This is a genomic window from Novosphingobium sp. TCA1, assembly GCF_009811895.1.
GTDB lineage: Bacteria > Pseudomonadota > Alphaproteobacteria > Sphingomonadales > Sphingomonadaceae > Novosphingobium > Novosphingobium panipatense_A.
On record NZ_BLJH01000032.1, the window covers coordinates 20,385 to 45,358 of the forward strand.

The window sequence follows — 24,974 nt, forward strand, 5'->3', positions numbered from 1 at the left end:
AGCGGGCGGCCTGGTGGCCGCCCTTTTTTGTGGACAATGCCATTTACAGACCCTAACAAGAATAGGGTATAACTATGCGAGGCATCTGTGGCGGCCAAACTGTTCAATCGTGTAGCGAGCTTGCGCGTCGCTTCCGGACTTACGCAATCCGAGCTGGCAGCGAGGATTCAAGTCTCACCTGAAACAGTCGCGGCCATCGAGAACGGCAGGCAGGACGCCACTTTGCTGACGGCGCTCCGTATGTCGCGTGCCCTGCGAACCGAGGTGCCGAACATCTTCAGGGAGCAGCCTTTCCCTAAGTTGATCGGCTCCGAGCGAGGCGAGAGCCGAACAGCTTAGGAGGCCGCTATGCGCCGTGAGATTGCCAGCAAACTTCGGCGCGCAGCCAGCGTGCTACGGACTGTCATGCTTTGGGCATCGCTTGCCCTGTGGCTTGCGATCGCGGCAATCGCGCTGATCGTCGTCCTTGCAGTCGGACTCGCGGCCTATTTCGCTTTTGGCTGGCTCGGAGTGGGAGCCGTCGCCGTCTTCGTGCTGATCGTTTTCTTCGGCAAAGACCCACCGACCGAACAGACCGGCCCGCGCCGCAAGGGCAAGGGCCTCAACCTGAATGACGATCCGAACCCATGGTATATGCAGTCGCAGTATCGCTTCGGATCGGGAAACAGCGCCGCCCATAACCGCTGGCACAAGTAGCCCGTGGCGCAGCCATTGAAGGGATTCTCAATGCGAACAATCGTAGTGACCAATGAGCGCGGCGGCATCGGCAAGACCACGCTTACCTGTCATATCGCGTGGCATCTGGCCGAGCAGGGCAAGCGTGTCGTGGTCCTGGACCTGGACAAGCAATGCCACAGTGCCGGGATGCTGAAAGCGGAGTTCGAGCAGATCGGCCCGGTTCAGTCGATTCTTGACTTCGAGCCGAACAAAGAACCTCCGGCGCTGGCCTGTTTCAAGAACACACGCCAGATCGTCGAGTTGACGACTGACAGCCCGCAGCAAGGCCAGCACATCGGCGCTTATGTCCGCGCCATTCGTGCCGGCCTTGCCAAGCACTACGACTACTGCGTGATCGACACTGCACCCGCGTGGGATGGCCGGAACCTCATGGCCTTGATTGCGTCCGATTATGTCGCGGTCCCACTGGACCCCGACAAAACCGCGCGTCAGTCGCTCAACGAAATCTCGCAAAGCATCAGCCTTGCAAACAAGGTGCGCGGGGAGGGGAACGCGACCCGGTTCGGGATCGTGTTCAATCGCGTTCAGACAACGAGCGAAGTTTCAAAAATGCTGATGGACCGCATTGGGCAGGCGCTTCCTGCCAATGTGGTGCCGCACACCATTCCACACCGCGAGCACATGCGCGAGGCGGCTCTACTCGAAGTTCCCGTTTGGCGCTTGGCAAAGGACACGCGGCGTAGCGCGCCGATCGTGCGCGAAGTCGTCTCCTACATTGTCGATCAAGCTGAGAGGGAGGCCGCATGAGCAAGGCAGCTGTCAAACCGGCGAAGAAGAGCTTTGCCGACTTCGATATGGACGCGATGGACTTTTCGGCCGTCCCCGCGAATACCGAGTTCAAGGCCGCTGGACGGTTTCAGCGCCTTCCGCTCGATGACATTGATCCAGACCCCACGCAGGTTCGCCGAGAGTTCGACCAGGCCGAGATTGATGCACTGGCCGCGACCATCAAGGACCGCGGCTTGCTGCAACCCATCGTTGTCGCGCCAACGTCGAATGGTCGCTACATCATCCGCTACGGCGAGCGGCGCTATCGCGCGTGCCGCCAGCTTGGTTTCGATCAGATCGACACCGTTCTGGATCAGGCGGACGCCGAACGCGATATTGGCCTCGACCAGTTTCTTGAGAACGAGCAACGCCAAGCCCTGAGTCTGGCCGAGCGCGTCAGTTTCATCGCGAGCCGCGTCAGTGATACGCTCTCGACAAAGGATCTAGCCGCGCGCATCGCCAAGCCGCATTCGGAAGTGAAGCGGCTCTACTCGCTGCGCACCTTGCCCGAGGACATTCTCGCCGCGTTGAAGAATTGTTCTCCGCGTGCCGCCGTCGCGATCAAACACGCGATCGAGCTGGACGAGCAGGCTACGCGCAATTTCGTGGTCGCAAACGAAAATCCAACAGCCGCCGCCTGTGAGCAGTTTCTTGCTACGCTCCAAGGCATTCCCGAGGAAGAGAGTGCGCAGGCCGGTGCCGCTAAAGCGATTGACGATCCAGCGCCGCCCCAAACTTCGCGCGCGCCGGTGGCAGTTGCCACCAGTGCGACGGATGAACGTCAGGAGCGGCCCGAACCGGATGCCCGCGCCGACGAGCGGGAAGGGGAGGGCGCAACGCTTGCCGATCCTTCCGATCACAAGCCGCGCACCCCTCGTCAGCCGAAAGAGGCCACCGACGCACCGGCCATCATCATTCAGGGCCGTCGCGGGATTGTTCTAAGCGGCCAGGTTACGGTTCGGTTCGACGGCGAGGCCGCGCCCCAAACCTTCGACTTCTGATAGCTTTTACCGTCCACGTTCACTCAGCATCGAGGCGACGTGGAATTTAGAGCGGTGGCAGTTGCCACCGCTTTTTGTTTGTGGGGTAGGTATCTACTGTATGGCAGGATAAGCCTTGCGGCGGCTAATGTTAACCGTTACGCTCAATCCCATCGGATCGCGCTTCACGGTTGGGAGATACCTACCCCACATGGAAAAGACGCTGGGCTTCAAGATCGAGGCGACCAAACTCGCAAAGATCGACGCGCTCGCGCAGACAAGGGGAGGGCGCGGCCCCTTTATGCGTCAGCTGGTGGACGCCGTGCTCCGGCAGTCCGGGGCGGCCAGCGAGGCCGCGCCTGTTGCCGACCGCGAGGCCGCTGGCGAGCATCGCCTTTATCTTCGTCCGACCGAAACCGAACTGGCCGTGATCCGCCATCGCGCAAAAGAGCGCCGCATGACCCCGGCGACCTGGGCCATGGCTCTTGTGCGGCGACACATCGGCATTGCCGCGCCTGTCGATCGCGAATTGCGCGAGGAGCTGTTGAATTGCCGTCAGGCGTTGCAGCGCATTGGGCGCAACGTGAATCAGATCGCCCGAGCCGCGAACAAGATGGCGCTGGCGGACAATGCAGCGGAGATCGCCGGCGAGCTGCAAAAGGTCAACGACCTGCGCGCGGCGATCGGCGCTGCCGTCGAAGGTATCGGCGCTGCTACGAAAGCTGACCTGTCCTATTGGGAGGTTTCCAGTGAGCGACTTTGACAGCAGCTTTGAGGCGGGACAGCTCGCCGCGCTGTTCAAACCAAAGCTGACCAGCGACCCGAACAGGCGCGGGGCTGACATGTTGCTGCGCTCGCTGAGTTCGAGGCGGGCAGGCCAGGGCGGGAGCACCCGGGCGCGGCTTGCCCGCGTTGTCAGCCGTGCTCCGGAGGTCATGGTCAAGGTTACGGGCAGGCCGAAGGGCAAGAACCACGCGGCTGCGCATTTCGACTATATCGGTCGAAAAGGCGATGTGCCGCTTGAAACGCGTGATGGCGACATTCTGACTGACAAGGAAGATCGGGCGGAGCTGGCGCGCGATTGGGGCGATCCTGTCTATTGGCGTGACAATTCTACCGTAGCCGCCGTGAGCATGGTTTTTTCGATGCCGTCAGGGACAGACCCCGACAAGGTTCTTTCAGCGGTGCGCGAGGTCGCGCGGAGCGAGATCGGGCATGAGTGGGATTACGTCCTGGCGCTGCATACGGACACACCGCGGCCCCACGTTCATGTGACGGTTGCGGCGCGCGGTGACACGGGAAGACGCTTCAACCCGCGACCTCAAACGCTGCATCATTACCGAGAGCGCTTTGCCGAGGAATTGCGGGCGAGGGGGGTTACAGCGGAGGCAACGCCTCGCGCAGCGCGTGGTGTCGGCCGAGCCGGTCAAAGCATGGCCCTGAATCGGATGCGGCAGCGCTACATGGCCGGCACCGCACCTGCGCCGTTTGCCAATCAGAAAATCACTGCCGCCGCACGCGACCAGCTGGCGGGACGGTCCACCGCTCCGGATTTCGTGGTGCGCGGGCGGCAGGCATGGAATGAGACGCATCGCCGCTATCTAGCCGCCGCCAAGCGGCTTGAGGTAAGCAGCGATCCAGCTGATCGCCAGCTTGCCGACCAGGTGCGGGAGTTTGTGGGGGCAGGGCGAACGCCTACAATCCATGAGCGATCGGTTGCCGCGATCGAGCGGAAGAGGCAGAACGAACGATCTAGGGACCGCGATCGTTCGCGTGAAGGGCCAGAACGCTAGAGTCAGACTCGCTCAGGTTTGCACATAGCCCGAGTGTCGGAGGTAGTTCGCGCATTCGGCTGGCCTGAAGCGGTTGAGGATGAGCTTGAGGGCGTCGCAGATGGCTTCGAACGATCGGGGTGCGGCGCGGCGTAGCAAGGCTTTGAGCTTGGCGAAGGCCTGTTCGATCGGGTTGAAGTCGGGGCTGTAGGGCGGGAGGTAGAGCAGTCCCATCCCGGCGTCCTCGAGGCATTGGCGGATCCCGGCCACCTTGTGCGCCGGCAGGTTGTCGCAGACGACAATGCTGCCCGGCCGCATCTCGGGGATCAGGTGTTCGACGAGCCATTGCCGGAAGATGCTGCCGTTCATCGGTCTGTCGATCAGCATCGGCGCGAGGATGCCATCGTGCTGGAGCCCGGCGACGAAGGTGGACGTCATCCAGTGGCCATGCGGCGCCTGGCCGTAGAGCGGCTTGCCCTTGCGACCCCAGCCGCGCAGCCGGGTCATGCTGGTCGTGGTCCCGGTCTCGTCGACGAACACCAGCGAAGCGAAGTCCAGCCCGGCCTGCGCCGCGCGCCAGATGTCGCGGGCGATGACGACATCGGGCCGGTCCTGCTCAGTCGCGAAGATGGTCCTTTTTTTTGTGCCGCAGCCCGAGCCGCCTGACCATCCGCCAGACACTCGCGTAACTGACCGCGACGCCGCGCCTGGCAAGATCGTCCCGCACCTCGCCCAGCGTCAGCTCGGACGCCTGCGCCAGCCGATCGGCGATCCATCCCGCTTGCTCCGTCAGCTTCGAGCGCCGGTCGCCACCCATCGGCCGCGCCGCATGGCTCGTCGTTCGCTGATAGCGTCGATACCAGTTGCCCGCCGTGCTCGGCGCGATGGCGAACGCCGCCCCAACGTCACGGCAGCTCCTCCCCGCCGCCATCGCCGCAACGACACGGTCGCGCAGATCATCTGAATAAGGCTTGCCCATCCCATGCCGGCCTCCGTCCCAGCCAGCACTCTGAATCAGAAAATCAGCCCGATGGGAATCCTCGCCGATTCAACTTGGTCGCATCCGACTCTAGCTACTTGCCGTGCTTGGTCCAACCAACGCTGTTTGCACGTTCCAAGGCGATCAAGGCGTCTGATACCGCCTTCTGCGCGACTAGAAGATATCCTTCGGCAATGCTGGGCCATGTTAGCTCATCGAACGGATTTGTGACGTTGCCGTTGAAATAATCGAGAGCTTCATGGGCGCGTGCAGCCGCCTCGATTACCTTGGCGGTATGTTTCTTTGCCCTGTCAGATTTCTTCATCGTGCCTCATGAGGCCATAGCCCATCAAGAGATCGCGAGCGGTGGCAGCTGCCACCGCTCTACCTTCCGTCAGTTTTGAGCCTGTCACGATCTACGGACAGCTGGGGTAGCACCGGATACTTTAAGGCTTCACGCTCCCGCGCCCGACCTTCATCTATCCCGTAAGATGTCCCAATCATCAAACCTACGAAGAACACGGGGATCATGAGCAGGAGCATCGAGCCGAAGCGTGTTCTACGGCGAGAGCTTTGGATCGCGAGCGCATCACGTTGCAGCTTGAGGGCTGTTATGATCGTCTCGGTAGCAAGGGTGATTTCATGGGCGTCGTCGCCCACATTTGTAAGCAATTGCTCAACGTCCGTCAGAGGGCGGTCCATCTGTTTACCCACTTCGCTTAGATCAGACCAAGCGAGGTTTCTGGAATGAATCACGCGAAGCAAGGTTTCAATGTGACGATCGAGATCTGACACGTCTCTCGACGCCACTGGATCAGGCCGGGGAATGTTCATCGTGCGGCTCCCATTTCCAAAAGGCACGAGCCATGCATCTAGCGCGAGCGGGACGGCTTTCTTTCCTGCTGGCGAAGCGTCAAATCCTCGCGGGCTATGCGGGTAGCCTCATTCTGGCGCTGTTGCTCGAAACGTGCCGCAGGGATCGGTCCGCCGTTCTCAATCCGCTTGGCCACCGTTTCCTTCGCGTTCTCGACGTAGCGCGCCTGATCCTCCTTTTTGGGAAAGCGCGTCTTAGCTTCGATTGAGGCCGCCAGGACGTGCGATTGCGCGGCCTTGAATTGCGGATCGGTCGCATTCTCGCGGTGGGAGTTACGGCGGAATTGTTCGGCCGCCGCGCGAGACTCGGTAGGGTCTTGCTTTGCCATGCTCGCTCTTTTCGTAGGGTCTTGAGCTTCGCGCGCCTTGTCACGCGCCGCCAATCTCTCTCCCTCAAGTTTCAGCTGGGGAGAAGGCTCGAAGTCTTTGACGGCGACACCGGCGCGGGCAGCTTCCAGATAGACCGCCTTCTTGAAATCATCGCTGCCATGAACACGGATCGACTGCCAGCCATTATGCTTCGCAATGGCGACCGCATCGCCAATCGCATGGTCCTTGTTGATGCGGATGCCATCTTGTCCCTTGATCGACATATCGGGCTTTTCATCGCGACCGCTTCGAAACAGATCGTCGCCTACGCGCAGATATTTTCGTTCGAGCTGGGCCGGTAGCGCCAAGGCTTTATCGTCAACCTGTTTGGCTTGGGGTTTCGACGTTGCCGCCTGATCGGCGCGCGAAGGTGCGGCCATTTCTTCCGGGCCGGATTTTGCGCGAGCGCCCTCATGAATGTTGAGCGTCTTGTCGGCCGAGGGGGAGGGCGCCGCTTCACGCTTGGGCTTCTTCGGCCAGTTATCAATATCTTTCTGTGCGGCCGCCAGCTTTTCGCGCAGCTGATCGGGCGTGGCCTTGTCCGCCGACTGGAGGTAGGATTTGACGGAGGGGCTGTAGTAGCCCGGCACGGCGTTGGACCCATCATTCTCCCAGGACGTCCAAGCCAGCTGCACGCGCTTGTCACCGACTTTCATATCAAGTGCCACATCGCCGTGGATATTTGATTTTGCGAACGCCTGAATGGCTTCGGGGAAGGTCTGGAATACCTTAGCGCCTCGCGTGTCGCTGACCGTAAAAAGGCGCGCGTCGGCTTTATCCGACGCCTTGGCCGGTGCATCAGCTGATTTTGCGGGCGCCTGTTCACCATTATCGGCCATATTCTTCTCCTTCACTTAGAACTAGATCCCGGCGCTGACCTTCCCATTCCTCTTTCGTCGGATCGGGACCAATAATGTCGTCGAAGTCGATTTCATCGAAAGCCATGCTGCCGTCCTTCACCGTGAGGTTCGGCATGTCGCGATCGAGGGCGAGAACGTCTTCGGGAATGTCCTGCACCTGGTCATCGGCCAGTGCGGAATAATCGTTGAAAGCCGCCAGCTCTTCATCGCTCAGATCATCGACGGGCGCGATCGGCACGACCGGCTTGGGCAGCGCCGGCACTGCCGGGGCAGTCGTCAGGCGCGAGCGGAAAGCCGAATCCTTGAAATAGCGGATTTTCTTCCCGCGAATGACGGGGATACCGCCACGGATGACGAGAATATCGTCTTCGGGCAGCTGCATCAGCTCTTGCGGGAGCATCAACGCGCGGCGCTGTTCCGAGATCGTCTTGCTTCGATTGGCGAGCAATCCATGTATCGTCAGGGACCGGCTTTCCGCATCCTGACCGAGAAAGCCGAGGCGTTCCGACAGTTCCTTTGCGACCCGCAGCTCCTTCGGCGTGAAGGCAATTTCGACACCGCAGTTCGATACGATTTCGTCCGCGCCATGCTCACCATAGACATTCCGCAGTTGGGACCGGGACTGGATGACCGGGAGCAGACGAAGCCCATAGCCGCGCACATAGGAGAACGCATTTGCAATGACCTGGGCGCGGCCGAGCCGCGCAAATTCGTCCAGAATGAGCAGCACGGACAGCTTTTCGCTATCGTCGGGCAGTTGCCGGGTGTTGAGGTCGATCAGCTGCTGAAAAAACAAATTGTAGAGCGGCGCGACCCTATCGAGTTCATCCGGCGAGACGCCGAGATAGATCGAGGTCGGGATGCGGCGCAGGTCCGTCAGGGAAAAGTCGCTTTCGGCCGTCGCGCGATCGACAATGGGATTGATCCAGAGATTGAGCTTCGAGGTGACGGTCTGGATAATGCCGGTGAATGTGTTGTCCGCGCTGGACGTAAAATCGCTCAACGCGGCGCGGCACCCTTCCGATAGCGCGCTATCGCCAGCTTCCTTGGCGAAGAATGCCTTCATCCCCGGCATCGTGATGGTCCGGTATATCTCGCCAAACGAGAAGGGACGTTCAGGCTTGGCCGCGATCCACGATGCAATGCCGACAAAGGCCGTGCGGGCTGATTCCGTCCAGAATGCCTCGCCCTTCTCCGGGGGCACGAAGAGCATCGTCGCGATCTTCTGCAATTCGACCAGGACCTCAATTGGATCGGCCCTGTTGATGTAGCTAAGCGGGTTGTAGCGGGCCGTGCGGCCTTCTCTGTCCGTAGGGTTGAACAGCACAACCTTTTGGCCGCCCTTGCGGCGGAAACCCGCCGTGATTTCATAGTTCTCGCGCTTAATATCGAGCACGACAACCGAATCCGGCCATTGCAACAGATTGGGGATGACGATGCCGACGCCCTTGCCCGATCCGGTAGGCGCTTCGAGCAATACATGCTCCATCTTGCCCACCATGAGGAAGCGGTTGCGGACGCGGCCGAGCACAATGCCCTTTTTCGCGCGAAGGCCCGCCTTGCGGATTTCACCTTCGCGCGCGAAGCGGGCTTCACCGTGAAGGTTCTTTTTCGGCCGCAGGACGATCGCCATAAGCAACACCGGCAGCGGCACGCCAATGACCGCCCCTCGCCAGAGCGCTTCGGTCACGACAGGATCATGGCGGTAATACCAGAAGAAGCCGGGGAGCTTGAGCGGATCATAAGCCGCGGCGGGCATCTTGAGAAAGAACCACGCCACCGTGCCGGTCAGCAGGCCGATCAGCAGGAGTGTGATCGGAAGGAGGACGAGGGCCAGTGCGAGCCTGTTAGAGCCTGTTTTCTGGATCAAAATATATCTCCGTCACGCGAAAGCGGCCTTCGACCTTCTTGGTCTGCACGACCACATCAACCAGCAGCTTGAGCAGGCTGCGAATGTCGTCACGGGCCAGATCGGCGCCGCCCTCGCTTTCCTTGACCAGCAATGTCAGCTGTTCGAACGCGAGTTCGGCCGAGTCCGCATGGATCGTCGTGATCGAGCCAGGATGGCCCGAGTTGACGTTGCGGAGATAGAAGAACGCGGTGCCGTCGCGCAGCTCCTGCAACAATATCCGGTCAGGCCGCATACGCAGGGCCGATTCCAGAAGATCCTTTGCAGAGATTTTCGCGGTGCCCTGCTTGTCCTTCGCATAGAGCATGTGGACCACGTTACGATGCGGGACCACCAGTTCGCGCGTGTCTTCGATCGTCAGCAGACGCTCATGCGGCGGAATGAGCTGGATCAGCCCCTTAGAGAGCGTCGTCTTTCCCGAGCCGGTAGCGCCAGAAATCAGGATATTCTTGCGGCCCTGGACTGCCTTTTGGAAAAATTCGACGTGCTTTCCTGCGTCGAGCAGATCGCGCAATTCAACATCGAGCGGCGAGACTTGCCGGGTTGCGATCTTTGTCTCGCTAAACAGCCCACCGCGCTCGAAATCCTCCATCGTCAACGTCACCGATGATGGCTTGCGGATGGTGATGGAGACTGTGCCGGCAGGGACAGCAGGCGGCACTACCAGCTGCACACGCTCGCCGCTGGGGAGGATTGTGGAGCAGATCGGCGTGGACTGGCTTATGTCCTGATGCGTGAAAGCCGCCGCTGCCCGCGCGAGCGCGAGCAGCGACTTTTCATTGAGGTCGGGCAATGTCTCCCAGGACCACCCATCGCGCGTTTCAATCGCAGCCTCGCCAGCGTTGTTAATCACCAGCTCCGTTACGTCCTCACGCGCGAGCAGAGGGCGCAGCGGCAGCAAGGCGTTTTCGAGGACAGCCGTATTGCTCATTGGCCGCGCCGAAGCCGCAGGCCGTAGATGTTGGAGAAATCGAAGTCGCGCGCGACCATGATCCCCACTTCCGCGCCCTGATTGATACGAAGCACCGGTTGAATCTGCATCGTATCCCGCAAGATCGTGTCTGACGCTTGGCTGGGAACCCGCGTGACGTTATCCGCGTCGGAAACTTCCGAGGCGGCGATCGAAGCGGCATCGTTAAGCGAGCTGAACAACAGCGCCGCCCCGAAGCGTTCCCAAAAGAAGTTCTTCACGCCGCCTGCCATGCCCGAACGGCCAAGCGCATCGCTGGCGGGCGAACCCACGTCGATCGCCACGCCGCGAGGCGTGACGGCGCGGTTCCATACCGCAAAGAGACGATATTTCCCGCGCTGGACGCCGGTTTGATATTCGCCCAGGACGCGCGTTCCCTTTTCCAGCAGAACGACGCGGCCGTTGTCCGAATAAATGTCGCGGGGAATGATGCAGCTGACATATCCGGGCTGACTGGAATCCATCGCGGTTTGCAGCACGCACGGAATGAACGAACCCGCGAGGATCAGCATATCGCGGTTGCCAATGTCGCGGCCCGAGACCCGATCAATTTGCGAGGTCTGGCGCATGTTTTCCAGATTGGTCCGTCGCGATCCACCTTGCCCATCGCCATCGGCCGACGCACCAATCAACTGCGCGCCCTGTGCTCCTGCGCCGCCGCCCATGGGCAGGCCGGTGGCAGCTGCCACCGCTCCACCGACGCCGCCGCTGTTTTCGCCACCATAAGCCATGATCCCGGCGCGGCGTTGGGCCTCTGCGATGACTTGCCCCTCAGACTTTTGGGGGCGGCCGCTTGCCCCGGCTGTGCGGGGCGCTTGGCTTCCATCAAGGGCGGGCACTTCCGTCATGGGCACCGGCGCGTTCGGATCATTTGGCGCATCGGCAAGCGTTGGCGCTATGATCGACTTGGGATCGTAGTTGGCGAGCTGCCTTTCATCCGGCTTTTCGGCTTTCTCGGCTTTTTCGGTCGGATCGCTCCGCATCGCGTCGATTGTGCTGAAACCGAGCACGATCGCGCCGCAGGCAATCGCAGCGAGGACGACCGCCTTTTTGGGGTCGATCGACCTGTTCGGAAGGGCGGCAATCTTGGCCTGGCGCTCGCTTTGCCGCTCAATGTCTTCCGGATCGGGCACCGGCTCCGATGCGAGGGGCCGGTTTTCGACCGTCTCGCCCTGCGAAATGATGTTGTCGCCATGCGGCGCATTGTCATGATCGTTCGCAGCCATCTTACTCAACCCCTGTGGTTCGCTCGACCAGCCCCGAGGCCGTGTCAGTTTTGGGATCGCGCCCGTAATAGTCAGTCTTCTGATTATGGATGCAGAGCACTTCGAGGCCCCGGCGCAGCCGGATTGTCCTGTAAACCCCGTGCAGCACCACATATTCATCGCGCACATCGAAGGAGGCGATGGCTTCCGATCCATCAGGATTGACGATGAAGAACGCCGGCAACTCACGCTGGTTGGGGAAGCGCATCACCGTGAACTGTCCGTTATCAGACACTTCGGAGGGCTGGATGGCCGTCGATCCTTGCATGATGTAATCGGCGTTGCGCGTGCCTTCCAGCACGCCAATATCGAGCGCGGACTTCACCGCGCCGCGTTCCAAGGCTTTCAGCTGGGCCAGCTGGGCCATGGCGGCTTGCGCCTGCGCTTCGGCCGCTTCCTGTTCAGGATAGCGGAAAACGACCGTATAGAAGCCGCTGCCCCGCTGCGTTGGCGACAGAGCGAACCGATAGCTGCGCGGGCCATAGCGCGAACGTGTAATGACTGTCAGGTTCGTGCGACCCGCTCGCTCGCGTGGTTTGATGAAGAGCGAATTGGCAGCCGGTGCGACTTCCCAGGACACGGTATCACCCAGCGCCACATGCTCGACTACTTCATCCTTGGCGAAGACGATTTCCGTGGCGATGCGGAACACGCCCGGAATCTCATAGACTTGCCGATCATTGTAGTTCGCTTCACGAACCCGGTGATCGAGCACCGTCGCATGGGGCGTTTCTTCGGCCATCGCCGGCGACGCAGCCAGCGCGATCGCGAGCGCAAACGGGGCGCTCCACTTCAACACGGTCATTGGGGCACCTCCACGTCAGCGCGATAGCTCTCGACCTGATAGCCAAGCGGATTTTTGAAGCGGTCCACTTCCTTGCTCGGCGTGCCATCGACCTTGTATTTGATGGTCGCGACGGCATCGGTTTTGGTCGAGTTCGAGCCGGTCACAGATTCCTTGGTGAAATAGACCTGCGCGACGTTGCCGCCCAGGAACGACACCCGCTTGATTTCGACAAAAACATCAGTGCGGTTCGCAAGGATGTTTTGCGGACTTTGGGGATTGTCGGTCTTGTAGAAGCGTGACCACCGATCCTGTTCGGGCCGCGCCGACATGACCATGACCGCATCGAAATATTCTTCGCGAGCGGCCGCTATCCAGCCTTCGCGATAGCGGACATAGGTAGCGAGGAAATACTTACGGACCGCCTCGTCATAGGTGATCGTCGCGTCACCGTGGAGCTTGGCGGCGATCGACGCCTCGCCCGTGTTACGGTCCACCGTAATAACATATGGCTCGACCGTTTTCAGAGGCGTCAGCGCTGCAACGGCCACAACGCCAGCAGTCGCGAGGGCGCCAGCAACGCCAGCGACGACCCACGCCAGCTTTTTGGAGCGCTCGGCCGCCGCAAGCTTGTCACGTTCCCAGCTTGCAGCCTCTTCAAAATAGGCTTTCAGCTCGTCCTTTGGAATACCAACTGCCATCGTAACACCTCAGCAATTCGAGTAGATCGGGCCGCGCAGCGAGGCGCTTAGACGCGGCACTTCGACCGCCCGCGATGCGTCCGACTGTTCATTCCCCGGAGTGGCAGGGTCTGCCGGGGCGGCGTCCGGAGTTGCCGGTGTGCCCTGATTGAACACGTCCACATTCGCCGGGGCGGTTCGCTGCGCGGCCTGATCCGGGATCGAGGGAAGGGTAAGCCCATGCGGATTTGCGGGCCGCATCGGCCCCTCGCATTTGGCTGGTTTTTTGACGGGCTGGCCTGCGCAGGCCGCCAGCGCCAGGCAGATTCCGAGTCCAAGCAACTTGCGCATATTCATTCCCTCAAGCTCTGGTGATTGTGTTTCGGTTGCGCCAACGGCGAACCGCCGACGAGAAGCCCCGTCCCATGCTGGCCCCCATGGCGCGGGCATCGCTGGCCGCGTGCCCTGCGCCCGTTGCCACTGCCCCGCCACCGCTCATCACGGCGTTACCGAACTGCGACACCATCGCAGCAGCACCACCGCCCAACGAGGCCGCAATTCCGGGGATTTGTAGGAAGAAGAAGCAGGCGAGGACGTAGAAGGCGATGATGCGAACGCATGTGTCCCAAACGTGCTCAAACTGACCGTCGAAGGATGCTGTTGCAGATTCTGCGACGTTGGCGACGACAAGCACCAGCAACAATGCGAACAAAGACAGCATCAAGAAGTTCAGGACGCTACCGAGCCACGAGAAGAAGTAGCTTCTGGTGGAATCGAACAGCAGCGCACCGACGAATATCGGACCAACCACCGCCAGACAGGCCAGCGCGAACAGCGCATAGAGCACGATCACAAAGCCAACCGCGAGCGCGAACAACGCGGCTACAGCGGTTAGCAAGATGATTATGGTTGCGCCGATGCACAGGATGATCGCAGTCGCTGCCCCCTGCAAATCCCACATGCTGGCGTTCTGCTCCGCATATTCCTTGGTGGCATCCTGCATCCCTATCAGCGCAACATCGACGCGCGCCCACATCGTATCAAACGACCCACCGACGCCATTTGGCGAGCCTCCGATGATTGAGGCAAACTCATTAGGCAGCCCCGTCACGATCATTTGTGCAATTGATGCTCCGTAAAGGCTTGTCACAGCCCAATAGAGTGCAGCGAGCATGAGGGAGCGATAGACGTATTCGCGGAACGGGTATTGCACAGCACCGCGCATGATAGCGTAGCCGAGCAGTATGATATAAATCACCATTCCCGTGCGGAGCGGCCCAGCGATCCAGCCAACAAACCCAGCGTAGTTTGAAACTACAGAAGAGTTGAGTTCGTTGACGAAGCCCTGATAGGCATTTGTGAATAGATCGTATTCCACCAGATCGCTCCGCGTTATTATTTAATTGAGCTTCGAGCTGTCACATTCCCGCCGCTTTGCGAGCGCGAGCCATCTGATCTTCTCGGTCACGGGAATATTTGATGGACGCGATGGCGGACTTGATGCCTCTGCAATTCTTGGCGACGGGAATGGGAAGATCGGATTGTTTGAGTTCGCTGTTCATGATCTTGTCGCACTCCGATACGATCACCGGAATTTGATCTTCATTGGCTTTGAGCCATTCCACGTCGTGGTAGGTCATGAGGATTTCGGGAAAAGCGGGCGCGCGTTGGCAGCCGGCGATTAAGCCGGCTGCGCTCAATGCTACTAAGGCCATCTTTCGCATTCTTACATTCCCGCCGCTGCCCGTGCGCGGGCCAGTTGCTCTTCACGATCGCGGGAATAGCTGGACAGTGCTTCCGCCGTTTTGGCCGCTTGCTCAGCCCGACGCGCCCGCTCCATGGCATCGACGCGGAGCTGGTCGTTCATCATCGACGCACTTTCGAGCTGGATGCGCGCTTGTAGGTCAGCAACTTCCTTGGCCGTTGACGCCGACGCTAGGCGACTGCGCAGCTCTTCCAAGCCTTCGCCGCGCGATGTGGCCGCTTCGCCCATCCCTTCGGCCATGGCCTTGTCCATCGCGATCGAGCGCGCCGACTGATAGCGAACATCGGTTTGATCGCCATTCGCGGACACGCCGAGACGTTCGAGCATGTCCTGATAGATCGCATCGGAACGGCCGCCGTAGCCGCCGCCGCCGCTGAAATCGCCGCGCGCCATGCGTTCGAGGGAGTTCACATCGACGCCGAGCGTGCGAAGCGAATCCGTCTTGAGCTGGTTGGCGATCGAGGAAACATCGGTCAGCTGGTTCAGCCCTTGGTAGAGCTGCTGCGCTTCCGCAATCTGCTGGCGACCCTGCTCAATCATCTGCATGGTCTTCTGGATTTGTTCGATATGCTTGAGCACGGACGTGCTATCGAACACAGGGATACCCTGCGCACTGGCTGGCGTCGCGGCCGCAAGGCTCCCGATCGACACAGCCGCCAAGAAAAGCTGCTTCATAGTCTCACTCCTTTCAGCTTGGGCGCCGGCGCCGGTGAAATTCCGGCAACCAGAGCTTCGGATCATTGCCCAGTTCGGCAATCACTTCGCGGGCCACGCCCGTTGTCTCAGCGCGCCCCGACAGCACGGCCAGTTCATCGTCCATGCCAATGAGATCCAGGCCGACCACAACGGAGTCATGGCCCTGCTTCACGAGGAATTTGCGGCTTTCCGGCGACAGCTCTTCGCGCACCAGCTTAAATTCCGCCTCCGACAGCGAGAAGCCTTCGATGTAATCTCGGCGCTGGCCGAACGGATTGGGCAGGAAGATTTTCGTCGCGACCTGCTCCAAGATCGAATGGCTGATCGTGGACCGCAGCGCGTCCGCAGGCGACTGTGTTGCAAAGACGAGGAAGGCATTGCGCTTGCGGTATGTCTTGAGGCCATCCTGCGCGAATGCCGTGAACGCCGGATCGGCCAGAGCCTTCCAAAATTCGTCAATCGCAATAACCATGCGCTCGCCTGTCAGGAGCGCGTCTATCCGCTCGAACAGGTAGAGCATGACCGGCGTGCGGATTTCCGCGTTTTCGAGGAAGTCGGTCATATCGAAGCCCACGAAACGGGCTTCGAGCGACATGGAATCTTCCTCATTATCGAAAACCCAGCCAAGGTTCCCCTCGGAGGTCCACTTGACCAGGCGCGCGCCGACGCCGCCCGAATCCGACATGCCGAGCATGGTCCGCAGCGCCGACAGCGAGCGTTGCTCGCGTGGCAGCTTCATCACGGCTTCAATGCCATCGTCGATCAGGTGCGATTCCTGCACCGTGATCGGCGCACCCTCTTGCTTCACCAGCTGGCGGATGAAGCGACCGAGGAACGCGCGATGGGAAGCCGTATTGTCGAGCGCCTTGAGCGGAGCGAAGCCCGTAGGCTCCCCGTTGCGCAGCGCGAGATAGGTGCCGCCGCTGGCTCGAACAAAAATTTCCGCGCCCTGATCCTTGTCGATGAAGATATGGCGCGCGTTGAACTTTTCGAGCTGCGCCATCAGGAAGTTGACCAGCACCGTCTTGCCGCCGCCCGATGGACCAATGACCATCGAATGGCCCAGGTCCGCCGAATGGAAATTGAAGTAATAGGGGCTGCGAGCGCTTGTCTTGAGCAAGGCGACCGCAGGCCCCCAATGATTGCCGTCCTCGTGCCCTGCCGGGAAGGTATGGAAGGGCGAGAACGCCGAGAAATTATATGACGTGATCGGCGCGGGGCGCGCCCTCCACGCGAAATTGCCGACCAGCTGCGACCAATAGGCAGCTTCCAGCGCCGCGCTTTCGCGGGCGGCGACCATGCCCGTATCGGCCAGGGCCGCGCGCGCGATCGACATGTTATCGCGCAGCTTTTTCAAATCCTCCGCGAACACCGTCAGCGTGAAATGATGGTCCCCCAGCACGAAGCGGTTCGATTGCAAATCGTCGGCCGCGTCGATCAGCTCATCCATCTGACTGATCGCCTTGTCACCGGCGTTCGCCATTTGGGTCTGGCGAAGCCGAAACCGTTCTGTTGCCGCTGTGCGCGACAGGAACGTGAACGACTGCGTTATGGCGAGGCTGAAATCGACCGACAGCAGCGATTCAAACTGGCGCGGCGTTGTCGATGACGGATACTCGCGAATACCGAAAATGCCGCCGAACATCGAATGATCGGCGTCGCGGACCTCAAATGTCTCAGCGCCGATGATCGCGCGGCTCGCATAGAGCGCCGAGCCGAGACGGCCACGGACCAGAGGGCAGCGCCGATAGCGCCCTGTCATCACCTGGTTCAATATTTCCAGCGGTTCGGAGAACAGGAGGCCGCGGTGCTCATAGATGCCGACACGGCGCGGACGAACGCGCAGCAGCAGCTTTTCCAGATCGCGCACCTTGTCTTCCAGCAGCTCTAGGGCTTCCGCGATATTGGCGTTCTTGTCCTCCTGCTTCTTGCGCAGGAAATCCATCAGCTTGTCGGTCGCGTTTGCCGTTGGGCGGATCACGACCGTCATGAAAAAGCGGTTGCGGAACATGCGTTCGGCCGTCATCCGCTCATAATATTTTTGATCGAGCTTAGCGGCGAAATGGGAGCGGAACGTGCCGCCTGGATAGTCGCGCACGCGCATCCGCAGCATGTGCGTCCAGATCGAAAGCCGCTCGTCATGGATATTGCGCCAGACCCCGTTGAGGCGCGTGTGCCAATCGTTCAGATCGCGCACGTCCGAAGTCTCGAAGGGCCGCCCATCCAGTTCGAGCATGAGCATCAGATCGCCATTATCGAGGGCGACCACATGCTCATTGACATGCCGCGAATACGGCAAGAATTTCTCGGGCATTTCCTCCCGCTTGGCCTTGTCAAAAGGCACCTTCTCCGCGAGCGCGCTCTTACCGAACACCACGACCAAATCCCTTTCGCTTGATTCCGTAGAGCGGCAGCGGCGTGTAGCTCGACCCACCCCAAAAGACGCGGTTCCGGTTCGCCGCTTTGGTCCGGCCCCACAGGAAGATCAGCCGGAATGCGTTCACGTCATGCCGAACGATAAGCCGCGCCATCGCATAAAGCGCGACGGCGGCTGCGCCGCCGTAGAGAGGATTGCCCGAACCAACCAACGTGATTGCGCCCGCCATGATGATGAGCGCGCCCGCTTCAATGGGAACACCCGCCCACAAAGCGGGGCGGGTGACGGCCAAGAACAGCGGGTCTTTTGTCATTTCTTCCTGACCGTCCATCCCCGATCACCCCGTAATCGTGTCGACGATCCACGGCGCGGAGAACACGATCACCACGCCAACTACGACCGTGACGAGCATCTGCACCGAAGCGCGGCCGAGGAACCACAAAAGGCCGACGACGATGATCGCAATGATCGCCAGCGTGCGGAGCAAACCGTTGCTCAGCAGGCCGAGAATGTTGTCGGCCAGGCCTTCAAAGTTTGCCTGCGCAAAAGCCGGCTCCGCTACGAGCAGGCTTGCCAGCAGCGACAGGGGCAGCGCGCGCGCCATGAGCGGCGAGGGCTTGAAACGCGCGAGCAACGCATCGAGCCGGGATTCAGCTTTGATCTTCCAGATACGAAACATTCGACAACTCCTATCTTCGCCTTACGAACCAATCCGCGCGTGTTGGGCGCGGCCGAAAACATCCCACGCAGGCGGTGCAGGCGGTGGAGCCGCCTCCATGTTCTCCGCTGCGATTTCCGCCAGCTCCACCGGCACACGACCGGCGCCAGTGTCGCTCATGGCGGCGCTGGCGGGCTGATCGCCCACGATGACAGTCGGGATTGCGGTCGCAGGCCGACCGCTAACGCGCCGGCCTGCATTCTCCACGCGGGCGACATAGCCGTTGCGGAAACCTCTCGATTGAGAGCCTGTGTTATACATGCTGAGTGCGACCCGAAGGGCCTCTTGCGGGGTGCGACCCGTCTTGGCCGAACGGAAATTGGACAGGAGCACACGGCCTGCCGCTTCGACATTGGCGCACTGCTTGAAAACAGTGTCCCACGTCAGGCCGAGCCAACCCATGTTGCGTGAATTTATTTGGCCGAGGCCGAGATCCACGCTGTAGCCGCGCGCGACATAGGAACGTGCGGTTGCGATGGCCTCAGCCTCATTACGCGGACGGCGCGGCTGAGTGGCCACGCCGTTGACGTTGATCGCAAAAACATAGTTCGAAGATTCCGCATCGACGATCGCGGCGATCGTATGCGGTGATACCGCTGGGGCGCATTGCGCCGCCAGCGCAAGAACGGCTCCGGTTTCGAGGAACACGCTCCCGCTCCCGGTCAGTTGCGCGGCTGATAGTAGGTCTGTTGCCGCCCGTCAGTCCAAGTGACCGTCAAGCGCCCAGGCCTCCCATCATCCGGCTTCTTGTATTTGGTCTTCGCGATGCCCCCGCCCGTGCATGTCGGGAAGCTGCCGCCGAGAGCCAGCACGCGCCACAGTTTCGTGATCGGTGGAACACAGGCTGGATATTGCGTCGGACCACCCGGGTTGGAGATGCACAGCACAACCTCACATGCCCAGGTATTGTCCGACGCTACAGCGGGGGTCGATTGCACCGCAGCCCCCACCAGGGCAGTCGCGAGCGCGAAATTAAAAGCTTTCATCGCTTTCTCCCTCGTCATCGAGATTTATGCACATATCACGATGAAGGGGAAAGGGAAGCCTAAAACGCCACTTTGTTGCTACATTGTTTGTCAGGGACCAATCGGATATGGTCATCCTCATATCCGTAATCGAGCACGACATGTCGCACAGCACTTGACAGTCGCTTGTAGGTTTTAAGCGTCGGTTGCTCGAAAAGGCAGACATTCAGCCACTTATCGCCACGCCACGATACTTTGACATTGATGATCCATTCACTCGACGGCAGCTGCGCAATCTCGACCGCTTGGATCAATCCCCCAGCGGGGCGGCGGGTGGTTAGTTCGCGCTCAAGGATCGGATCATACTGCCAATCGTCGCTATGCGGCATCGTGATTTATTCCCTTTTACCGATTAGGATATGTCTATCCTCGCTTTGACGGCGAGGGCAACCCGGCTTGTCGTCTCTTGCCGTGCGCGCACATAAACGCCATGAAATGTGCGCGCACGCTTATAAGAGGGCATCGCGTGGATGGTACGCCAGACAACGCTAAACCCGAACAATACCAGAACGGCGATGTGAGGGCGGTCAACGGCGGAAGTCAATCAGCCCCAGCTCTTGCCACATCCACGTAAAATCATAGGTGGCCATTGGCTCGCCAGTCCCGGATTTTGCCGCACCATTCTCTATATATTTTAGCCAGTCGGCAACTTTCGCCCGGCCTGCCTTTGTACGGGCCAAAGCCCGCGGTGTCTTGTTGCCGAGGGCGGGCACCGCTTCATCAAGCGTTTTGGTATATTCGCGTGTCAGCATCTCATGAACGATGCGCTCCCTTTCGTCCGACGGGATATCGAGCGGCTCTTCCTGCGGAGCGCGGGCGGCGTCATCGGCCATGAACTGGGCCATAGTCCGAATTTCGGTCATAGGTGTGCTCACGCAATCACCGAGCCATTCGCGCATATGCGTGATCGCTTGCTCCGCGCGGGCGGCGCTATTGACCTCAACGATCAGTTTGCGACCCACCAGTTCGACATTGGCAAAAACAGGTGTGCCGTCCTCCATGGTTGTCACAAAAGCCTGCCCGCCTTTGGTCGTTCGTGGTTTCCTGTTCTTCGTCACTGGCGCCAGCCAGTTCCAGAACGTATCGCTCGCAGGTTCCAGCCATTGCGCCGCGTTCAGCCTGCGAACCACGCTCTTGCCGATCACGCCCTTCGCCAGGGGGAACACGATACGGTGGAACACAAGATCATCGCCATCGGCATTGACCATTTCCGGCACGCTGCCGGACATGGCCTTGCCCAGACAATCAAGCAGCCAGATATTGGTGAAAATCGGACCTGACGCTTTTAGGAGGCCTTCCCTTTCGGGAGGGGACAGTCGGTCAGTACCTGGCCCATCGTCTTCAAGTTGGGAAAAGGCCTCGATCACTCGCCCGGCGCCGTCCGGGCTGAACGGTAATAAGGCGCCGGAAATCCCATGGCGGCCATTCACCTCGATGACCCGTGCGGCGATCTTGTCCCAGTTAACAAGGGTCTGCGTTGCGCTATGTTCGCGCACCGTGACCGGCGCAATATCGCGCAGAAGATCCCGCAAGGTCATCGACTGCCCGGGGACGACCTCGCTAACCTCATAGAGCGACATCACCGTATCGCGCAGTGCGCGCATGTAAGCCTTGTTCGGCGCTTTCTCGTTCCAGCCCCGGCGCTTGAGATACTCATCGACGAGATTGAGGCCTTCAGGCTCGAGTTCCTGTGTGAGCAAGTCTTCGAAAGCACAGCCCCACAGCTGCGCCTCCCAATGATCGCCGATGATGTCGAATATATCATCAGGCTCAAGATCCATCGCATCGCAGGCCGGGCCAAGATGCGCGACGAGCATCTCGTCCATCATCTCGTCCCAGGGCGCACGGCCCAAGTACTTCATCAATCCGGAAAGATCGTGAGCGGATTTCGGTCTGGACATTCAGGCAGGCCTTTCCACGCCAAGGCGGCGCATTTCGCGATAGATAGTCGATCGGCCGATGCCGAGTTGCCGCGCCGCTTCGGTCGGCGAGATACGGGCTTCAACCAGTTTGATCGCGGCATCCACCTTGGACATGTCGAGCGGCTGACGGCCAGGCTGCTTGCCCTTGGCGCGTGCGGCAGCGATGCCGTCCCTGGTCCGCTCGGAAATCAGCCGTCGCTCGAAATGGGCAATGGCCCCGAACACATGGAAGATGAGTTCGCCGGCGGCCGACGATGTGTCGATCTTTTCCTCAAGACTCAGAAGAGCGATGCCCTGGCCGCGTAGCGTCTCGACCGTGGCGAGCAATTCGGCCAACGAGCGCCCGAGCCGATCGAGGCGGACCACCGCTAGGGTATCACCCTTACGCGCATAGGCGATCAGTTCGGCCAGACCGGGCCGCTCCATGCTCTTGCCCGACATGACGTCGGTAAACACCTTGATGGCGCCGGCCTTCTCCAGTCGCATGGTTTGGCCCGAAACATCCTGATCGCCGGTGCTGACGCGGGCATAGCCCAGAATATCGCCCATGCCGTGCGTCTCCCCAACGGTCGTTCTGTGGACGCTATGGAGGACAGCCGCTTCGCCCCATCGACATCCGTCCACATACTATGTCTCTTTACTCATGGTTGTCCATAGGCGCAGATGACCTTTTGTGGACGGGAACCGGCATGACGAAGCGCAAGCATCAACTCCTGACCGAGAGCGAACGCGATCAGATCCTCGCCATCCCAACCGATCGCGACCATTTGGCCCGGCTCTATACCTTCGAGCCTTCCGATATCGAGATCATCGGCGCGCGACGGGAGCGACGGAACCAGTTGGGCGTGGCGCTGCAACTCGCGCTCCTGCGGCACCCGGGCATCACGCTTGCGCAGTTGATACAGGACAGGGGAGCAATACCCCATGATCTCGCCGCTTTCGTCGCGGAGCAACTTGGTCTGCACGTAACCGAGCTGGCCAACTATGCGGCGCGGGATCAGACAATGACGGATCATGCCCGTGAGTTGGCGGTGCGCTTGGGCCTTCGGGGGGCGACCCGTGCGGATATTCCCTTCATGATCGAAGCGGCCGCGAAAGCGGCATGGGCGACCGACAAGGGGATGACGATTGCGATGGGCGTGGTCACCGCCCTGCGCGAGGCCCGGATTTTGCTGCCGTCCATCTCCACCATCGAACGCACCAGCAGCGCGGGACGCGCGCGTGCGCGCAAGCAAGCTGCCTATGCTCTGATCGCCGATCTCAGCACCGAACAGGTCAACGCCCTCGATCAGCTCTTCGACGACGCCGGCGGCACGAGCCAACTCGCTTTGCTCAAGACCATTCCCATTGCGGCTAAGCCCGATCACATCCGCCAGATCCTCGACCGCCTGCGGCAAGTGCGGAAGATCGGCATTTCTCCGGACGTGGCTGGCCGCATCCATGCGGACCGCTTTCGGCAATATGTCAGGGAAGGCCGCGCTTCTCCTGCCTATATGATTGAGCGGTATATCCCCTCCCGCCGACGCGCCACACTTGTCGCTTTCCTGCTCGATCTTGAAGAACGACTGACCGACAACGCCCTGGAAATGGCGGACAAGCTGATCGGCAGCATCTTCACCCGCGCGAAAAACGCTCAGGCACGCAGCTATGCCACCACGTCGAAGAACGTGGCGCGGCTGATGCTGATCTTTGGCAGGACGATCGACGCGCTGACCGATGCGGTCGATACCGGCGAAGACCCGATGGAGGTCCTGGACGCCTCGGTAGGATGGCACACCCTCCTGAAGGCCAGACCGGAAGTGGCGACGATCGCGGAAACCGCCAATCTTGATCCGCTGACGATCGCGGCCGACCGCTATGCGACGTTGCGCAAGTTCGCCCCTGATCTGCTTGAAGCGCTGCAGTTCAGGGCCGGAAAGGGCAGCGCGAAAACGATCGCCGCCATTGAGATACTGCGCGACGTCAACAGGTCGGGCAAGCGCGATGTGCCTACCGACGCTCCGATGCCCTTCCGCAAGGAATGGCGGAAAATCGTCGTGGGCGACGACGGCAAGATCAATCGACGGCTCTGGGAGATCGCGACGATCGCGCATCTGCGCAACAAGCTCCGCTCCGGGGATGTCTGGGTGGAGCGATCGGCGGGATACCGCCGGTTCGACAGCTACCTGCTCAGCGAAGCAAAGGCGAAACCGGTCGTATCGGCTCTTGGCCTGCCCCCTACAGCCAGCGAATGGCTCGAACAGCGGGGGCGCGAACTGGACTGGCGGCTGAAGAAATTCGCCCAGCGCCTGAAGCGCGACGCTTTGGAGGGTGTGCGATACCGCGACGACCGCCTCCAGATATCCCCCGTTCGCACGATCGCAACGCCCGACGCCGAAGCGCTGGCCGACCGGCTCGATGCGATGATGCCACGCATCCGTATCACCGAACTGCTACATGAGGTGGCGCAGGAAACTGGCTTTCTTTCGGCGTTCACCAACCTGCGCACCGGCGAGCCATGTCCCAATGAAAATGCGCTGCTCGCCACCATCCTCGCCGACGCCACCAATCTCGGCCTGTCGCGCATGGCCGCCGCGAGCCAGGGAGTCACGCGCGATCAACTCCTGTGGACCCATGACGCCTATATCCGCGACGAGAGCTACCGCGCGGCGCTCGCCGTTCTCATCAACGCGCACCACCGCCTGCCATTCTCGCGGGTATGGGGCGACGGCACAACGTCCAGTTCCGATGGTCAGTTCTTCAGGGGCGCGAAGCGCGGCGCATCGGGCGGCGACATCAACGCCCGCTATGGCGTCGATCATGGCTTCAGCTTCTACACCCATGTTTCCGATCAGCGCGGGCCCTACCACGTCAATGTGATCTCGGCCGCCACGCATGAAGCGCCCTATGTCCTCGACGGCCTCACCAGCCATGGCACCGATCTCAGGATCGTCGAGCATTACACCGACACCGGCGGGGCGACCGACCATGTCTTCGCCCTGTGCGCGATGCTGGGATTTCGCTTCTGCCCGCGCCTGCGCGACTTTCCGGACAGGCGGCTTGCGCCGATCGCGCCGGTTTCGGCCTATCCGTCCATCGCCCCGTTGTTGGGCAAGCGTATCCGCACCGACATCATCAATGAACAATGGGACGACGTGCTGCGCCTCGTGGGGTCGATCAAGGCTGGCCACGTCGCGCCGTCGGTCATGCTGCGAAAGCTCGCCGCCTACGAACGGCAGAACCAGCTCGACGTCGCACTACAGGAGATCGGCAAGATCGAACGGACCCTGTTCATGCTGGACTGGCTTGAAAATCCCGATCTGCGCCGGCGATGCCATGCCGGCCTTAACAACAGCGAGCAGCGCCATGCCCTGACGCAAGCGATCTACACCTTCCGCCAGGGCCGCATCATCGACCGCAGCCATGAAGCTCAACAATATCGGGCATCAGGCCTCAACCTAGTCATCGCGGCGATCGTCTATTGGGCTCTGTTGCAAAAATCGTGAAGCTTGAGCATGCTTGGCGGAGATTGAACGGATGGAGCG

28 protein-coding genes and 1 pseudogene are annotated in these 24,974 nt (G+C 60.6%); 7 read left to right on the top strand and 22 right to left on the bottom strand.

Annotation, left to right across the window (positions count from 1 at the left end):
- Positions 1-87: 87 nt before the first annotated feature.
- From NTCA1_RS23690 to NTCA1_RS23715, 6 genes are all read left to right on the top strand, one after another.
- Positions 88-339, top strand: coding sequence for a helix-turn-helix transcriptional regulator (locus tag NTCA1_RS23690; RefSeq protein WP_007016081.1), 252 nt, complete (start codon positions 88-90; stop codon positions 337-339).
- A 9-nt stretch (positions 340-348) separates the two neighbouring features.
- Positions 349-696, top strand: a complete 348-nt coding sequence (locus tag NTCA1_RS23695) for a hypothetical protein (RefSeq protein WP_226998753.1) — start codon at positions 349-351, stop codon at positions 694-696.
- Between the two features lie 30 nt (positions 697-726).
- Positions 727-1,485: a ParA family protein gene (locus NTCA1_RS23700; protein ID WP_191225260.1), complete on the top strand. Its 759-nt coding sequence runs from the start codon at positions 727-729 to the stop codon at positions 1,483-1,485.
- The gene (locus tag NTCA1_RS23705) at positions 1,482-2,507 is read left to right on the top strand and encodes a ParB/RepB/Spo0J family partition protein (RefSeq protein WP_056379680.1); all 1,026 of its coding nucleotides are present in this window, start codon (positions 1,482-1,484) and stop codon (positions 2,505-2,507) included. The genes NTCA1_RS23700 and NTCA1_RS23705 overlap by 4 nt, the downstream gene beginning before the upstream one ends.
- A gap of 190 nt (positions 2,508-2,697) precedes the next feature.
- Positions 2,698-3,249: a plasmid mobilization relaxosome protein MobC gene (gene mobC, locus NTCA1_RS23710; RefSeq protein WP_021223042.1), complete on the top strand. Its 552-nt coding sequence runs from the start codon at positions 2,698-2,700 to the stop codon at positions 3,247-3,249.
- Positions 3,236-4,279: a relaxase/mobilization nuclease domain-containing protein gene (locus tag NTCA1_RS23715; protein WP_056379678.1), complete on the top strand. Its 1,044-nt coding sequence runs from the start codon at positions 3,236-3,238 to the stop codon at positions 4,277-4,279. Before mobC ends, NTCA1_RS23715 begins: the two co-directional genes overlap by 14 nt.
- 12 nt (positions 4,280-4,291) lie before the next feature.
- On the opposite strand, the gene NTCA1_RS23720 is transcribed toward NTCA1_RS23715, so the two are convergent.
- The 22 genes from NTCA1_RS23720 to NTCA1_RS23825 all read right to left on the bottom strand — a co-directional run bounded on the left by NTCA1_RS23720 (position 4,292) and on the right by NTCA1_RS23825 (position 21,999).
- Positions 4,292-4,939 (bottom strand): IS630 family transposase, encoded by a 648-nt coding sequence (locus NTCA1_RS23720; protein WP_056379675.1) that lies wholly within the window; start codon positions 4,937-4,939, stop codon positions 4,292-4,294.
- A complete protein-coding gene (locus NTCA1_RS23725) occupies positions 4,875-5,237 on the bottom strand; it encodes a helix-turn-helix domain-containing protein (protein WP_070936432.1) in 363 nt (120 codons plus the stop codon). The genes NTCA1_RS23720 and NTCA1_RS23725 overlap by 65 nt, the downstream gene beginning before the upstream one ends.
- A 94-nt stretch (positions 5,238-5,331) precedes the next feature.
- On the bottom strand, positions 5,332-5,562 hold the full coding sequence (locus tag NTCA1_RS23730) for a hypothetical protein (protein ID WP_056379769.1): 231 nt from the start codon (positions 5,560-5,562) through the stop codon (positions 5,332-5,334).
- A 59-nt stretch (positions 5,563-5,621) separates the two neighbouring features.
- Entirely contained in the window at positions 5,622-6,071 is a 450-nt protein-coding gene (locus NTCA1_RS23735) for a hypothetical protein (RefSeq protein ID WP_056379772.1), read from the bottom strand.
- A gap of 38 nt (positions 6,072-6,109) precedes the next feature.
- Positions 6,110-7,318 carry an LPD7 domain-containing protein gene (locus NTCA1_RS23740; protein ID WP_159832024.1) on the bottom strand — a complete coding sequence of 403 codons (1,209 nt, stop codon included), beginning with the start codon at positions 7,316-7,318 and terminating at the stop codon, positions 6,110-6,112.
- Positions 7,308-9,209, bottom strand: a complete 1,902-nt coding sequence (locus NTCA1_RS23745; protein WP_159832025.1) for a type IV secretory system conjugative DNA transfer family protein — start codon at positions 9,207-9,209, stop codon at positions 7,308-7,310. Before NTCA1_RS23745 ends, NTCA1_RS23740 begins: the two co-directional genes overlap by 11 nt.
- Positions 9,187-10,179, bottom strand: coding sequence for a P-type DNA transfer ATPase VirB11 (gene virB11 / locus NTCA1_RS23750; protein WP_056379775.1), 993 nt, complete (start codon positions 10,177-10,179; stop codon positions 9,187-9,189). Before virB11 ends, NTCA1_RS23745 begins: the two co-directional genes overlap by 23 nt.
- Entirely contained in the window at positions 10,176-11,351 is a 1,176-nt protein-coding gene (gene virB10, locus NTCA1_RS23755; RefSeq protein ID WP_236549538.1) for a type IV secretion system protein VirB10, read from the bottom strand. The genes virB11 and virB10 overlap by 4 nt, the downstream gene beginning before the upstream one ends.
- 94 nt (positions 11,352-11,445) lie before the next feature.
- Entirely contained in the window at positions 11,446-12,288 is an 843-nt protein-coding gene (locus tag NTCA1_RS23760; RefSeq protein ID WP_021223056.1) for a TrbG/VirB9 family P-type conjugative transfer protein, read from the bottom strand.
- A complete protein-coding gene (locus NTCA1_RS23765) occupies positions 12,285-12,968 on the bottom strand; it encodes a virB8 family protein (RefSeq protein ID WP_004213217.1) in 684 nt (227 codons plus the stop codon). The genes NTCA1_RS23760 and NTCA1_RS23765 overlap by 4 nt, the downstream gene beginning before the upstream one ends.
- Before the next feature lie 9 nt (positions 12,969-12,977).
- Positions 12,978-13,298, bottom strand: a complete 321-nt coding sequence (locus NTCA1_RS23770) for a hypothetical protein (protein ID WP_056379789.1) — start codon at positions 13,296-13,298, stop codon at positions 12,978-12,980.
- Between the two features lie 10 nt (positions 13,299-13,308).
- Positions 13,309-14,325, bottom strand: coding sequence for a type IV secretion system protein (locus NTCA1_RS23775; RefSeq protein ID WP_056379780.1), 1,017 nt, complete (start codon positions 14,323-14,325; stop codon positions 13,309-13,311).
- Positions 14,326-14,365: 40 nt separating this feature from the next.
- Complete coding sequence (locus NTCA1_RS23780) at positions 14,366-14,671, bottom strand: hypothetical protein (protein ID WP_056379782.1); 306 nt, start codon at positions 14,669-14,671, stop codon at positions 14,366-14,368.
- A 2-nt stretch (positions 14,672-14,673) separates the two neighbouring features.
- On the bottom strand, positions 14,674-15,387 hold the full coding sequence (locus NTCA1_RS23785) for a type IV secretion system protein (protein WP_021223006.1): 714 nt from the start codon (positions 15,385-15,387) through the stop codon (positions 14,674-14,676).
- A gap of 13 nt (positions 15,388-15,400) precedes the next feature.
- On the bottom strand, positions 15,401-17,785 hold the full coding sequence (locus NTCA1_RS23790) for a VirB4 family type IV secretion/conjugal transfer ATPase (RefSeq protein ID WP_006949654.1): 2,385 nt from the start codon (positions 17,783-17,785) through the stop codon (positions 15,401-15,403).
- Positions 17,772-18,116: a type IV secretion system protein VirB3 gene (locus NTCA1_RS23795; protein ID WP_006949650.1), complete on the bottom strand. Its 345-nt coding sequence runs from the start codon at positions 18,114-18,116 to the stop codon at positions 17,772-17,774. The genes NTCA1_RS23790 and NTCA1_RS23795 overlap by 14 nt, the downstream gene beginning before the upstream one ends.
- A gap of 6 nt (positions 18,117-18,122) precedes the next feature.
- Complete coding sequence (locus tag NTCA1_RS23800) at positions 18,123-18,464, bottom strand: TrbC/VirB2 family protein (protein ID WP_056379783.1); 342 nt, start codon at positions 18,462-18,464, stop codon at positions 18,123-18,125.
- Positions 18,465-18,485: 21 nt separating this feature from the next.
- On the bottom strand, positions 18,486-19,151 hold the full coding sequence (locus NTCA1_RS23805; RefSeq protein ID WP_056379784.1) for a lytic transglycosylase domain-containing protein: 666 nt from the start codon (positions 19,149-19,151) through the stop codon (positions 18,486-18,488).
- Between the two features lie 14 nt (positions 19,152-19,165).
- Complete coding sequence (locus tag NTCA1_RS23810) at positions 19,166-19,489, bottom strand: hypothetical protein (protein ID WP_004213198.1); 324 nt, start codon at positions 19,487-19,489, stop codon at positions 19,166-19,168.
- Between the two features lie 59 nt (positions 19,490-19,548).
- Positions 19,549-19,857 carry a hypothetical protein gene (locus NTCA1_RS23815; RefSeq protein WP_056379785.1) on the bottom strand — a complete coding sequence of 103 codons (309 nt, stop codon included), beginning with the start codon at positions 19,855-19,857 and terminating at the stop codon, positions 19,549-19,551.
- Between the two features lie 198 nt (positions 19,858-20,055).
- Complete coding sequence (locus NTCA1_RS23820) at positions 20,056-21,429, bottom strand: hypothetical protein (RefSeq protein ID WP_046194048.1); 1,374 nt, start codon at positions 21,427-21,429, stop codon at positions 20,056-20,058.
- The gene (locus tag NTCA1_RS23825; RefSeq protein ID WP_017501669.1) at positions 21,430-21,999 is read right to left on the bottom strand and encodes a recombinase family protein; all 570 of its coding nucleotides are present in this window, start codon (positions 21,997-21,999) and stop codon (positions 21,430-21,432) included.
- A 140-nt stretch (positions 22,000-22,139) separates the two neighbouring features.
- Between NTCA1_RS23825 and NTCA1_RS23830 the strand changes: the two are divergent.
- Positions 22,140-24,914: pseudogene (locus NTCA1_RS23830) on the top strand (Tn3 family transposase); the annotation flags it as partial.
- Positions 24,915-24,974 lie beyond the last annotated feature (60 nt).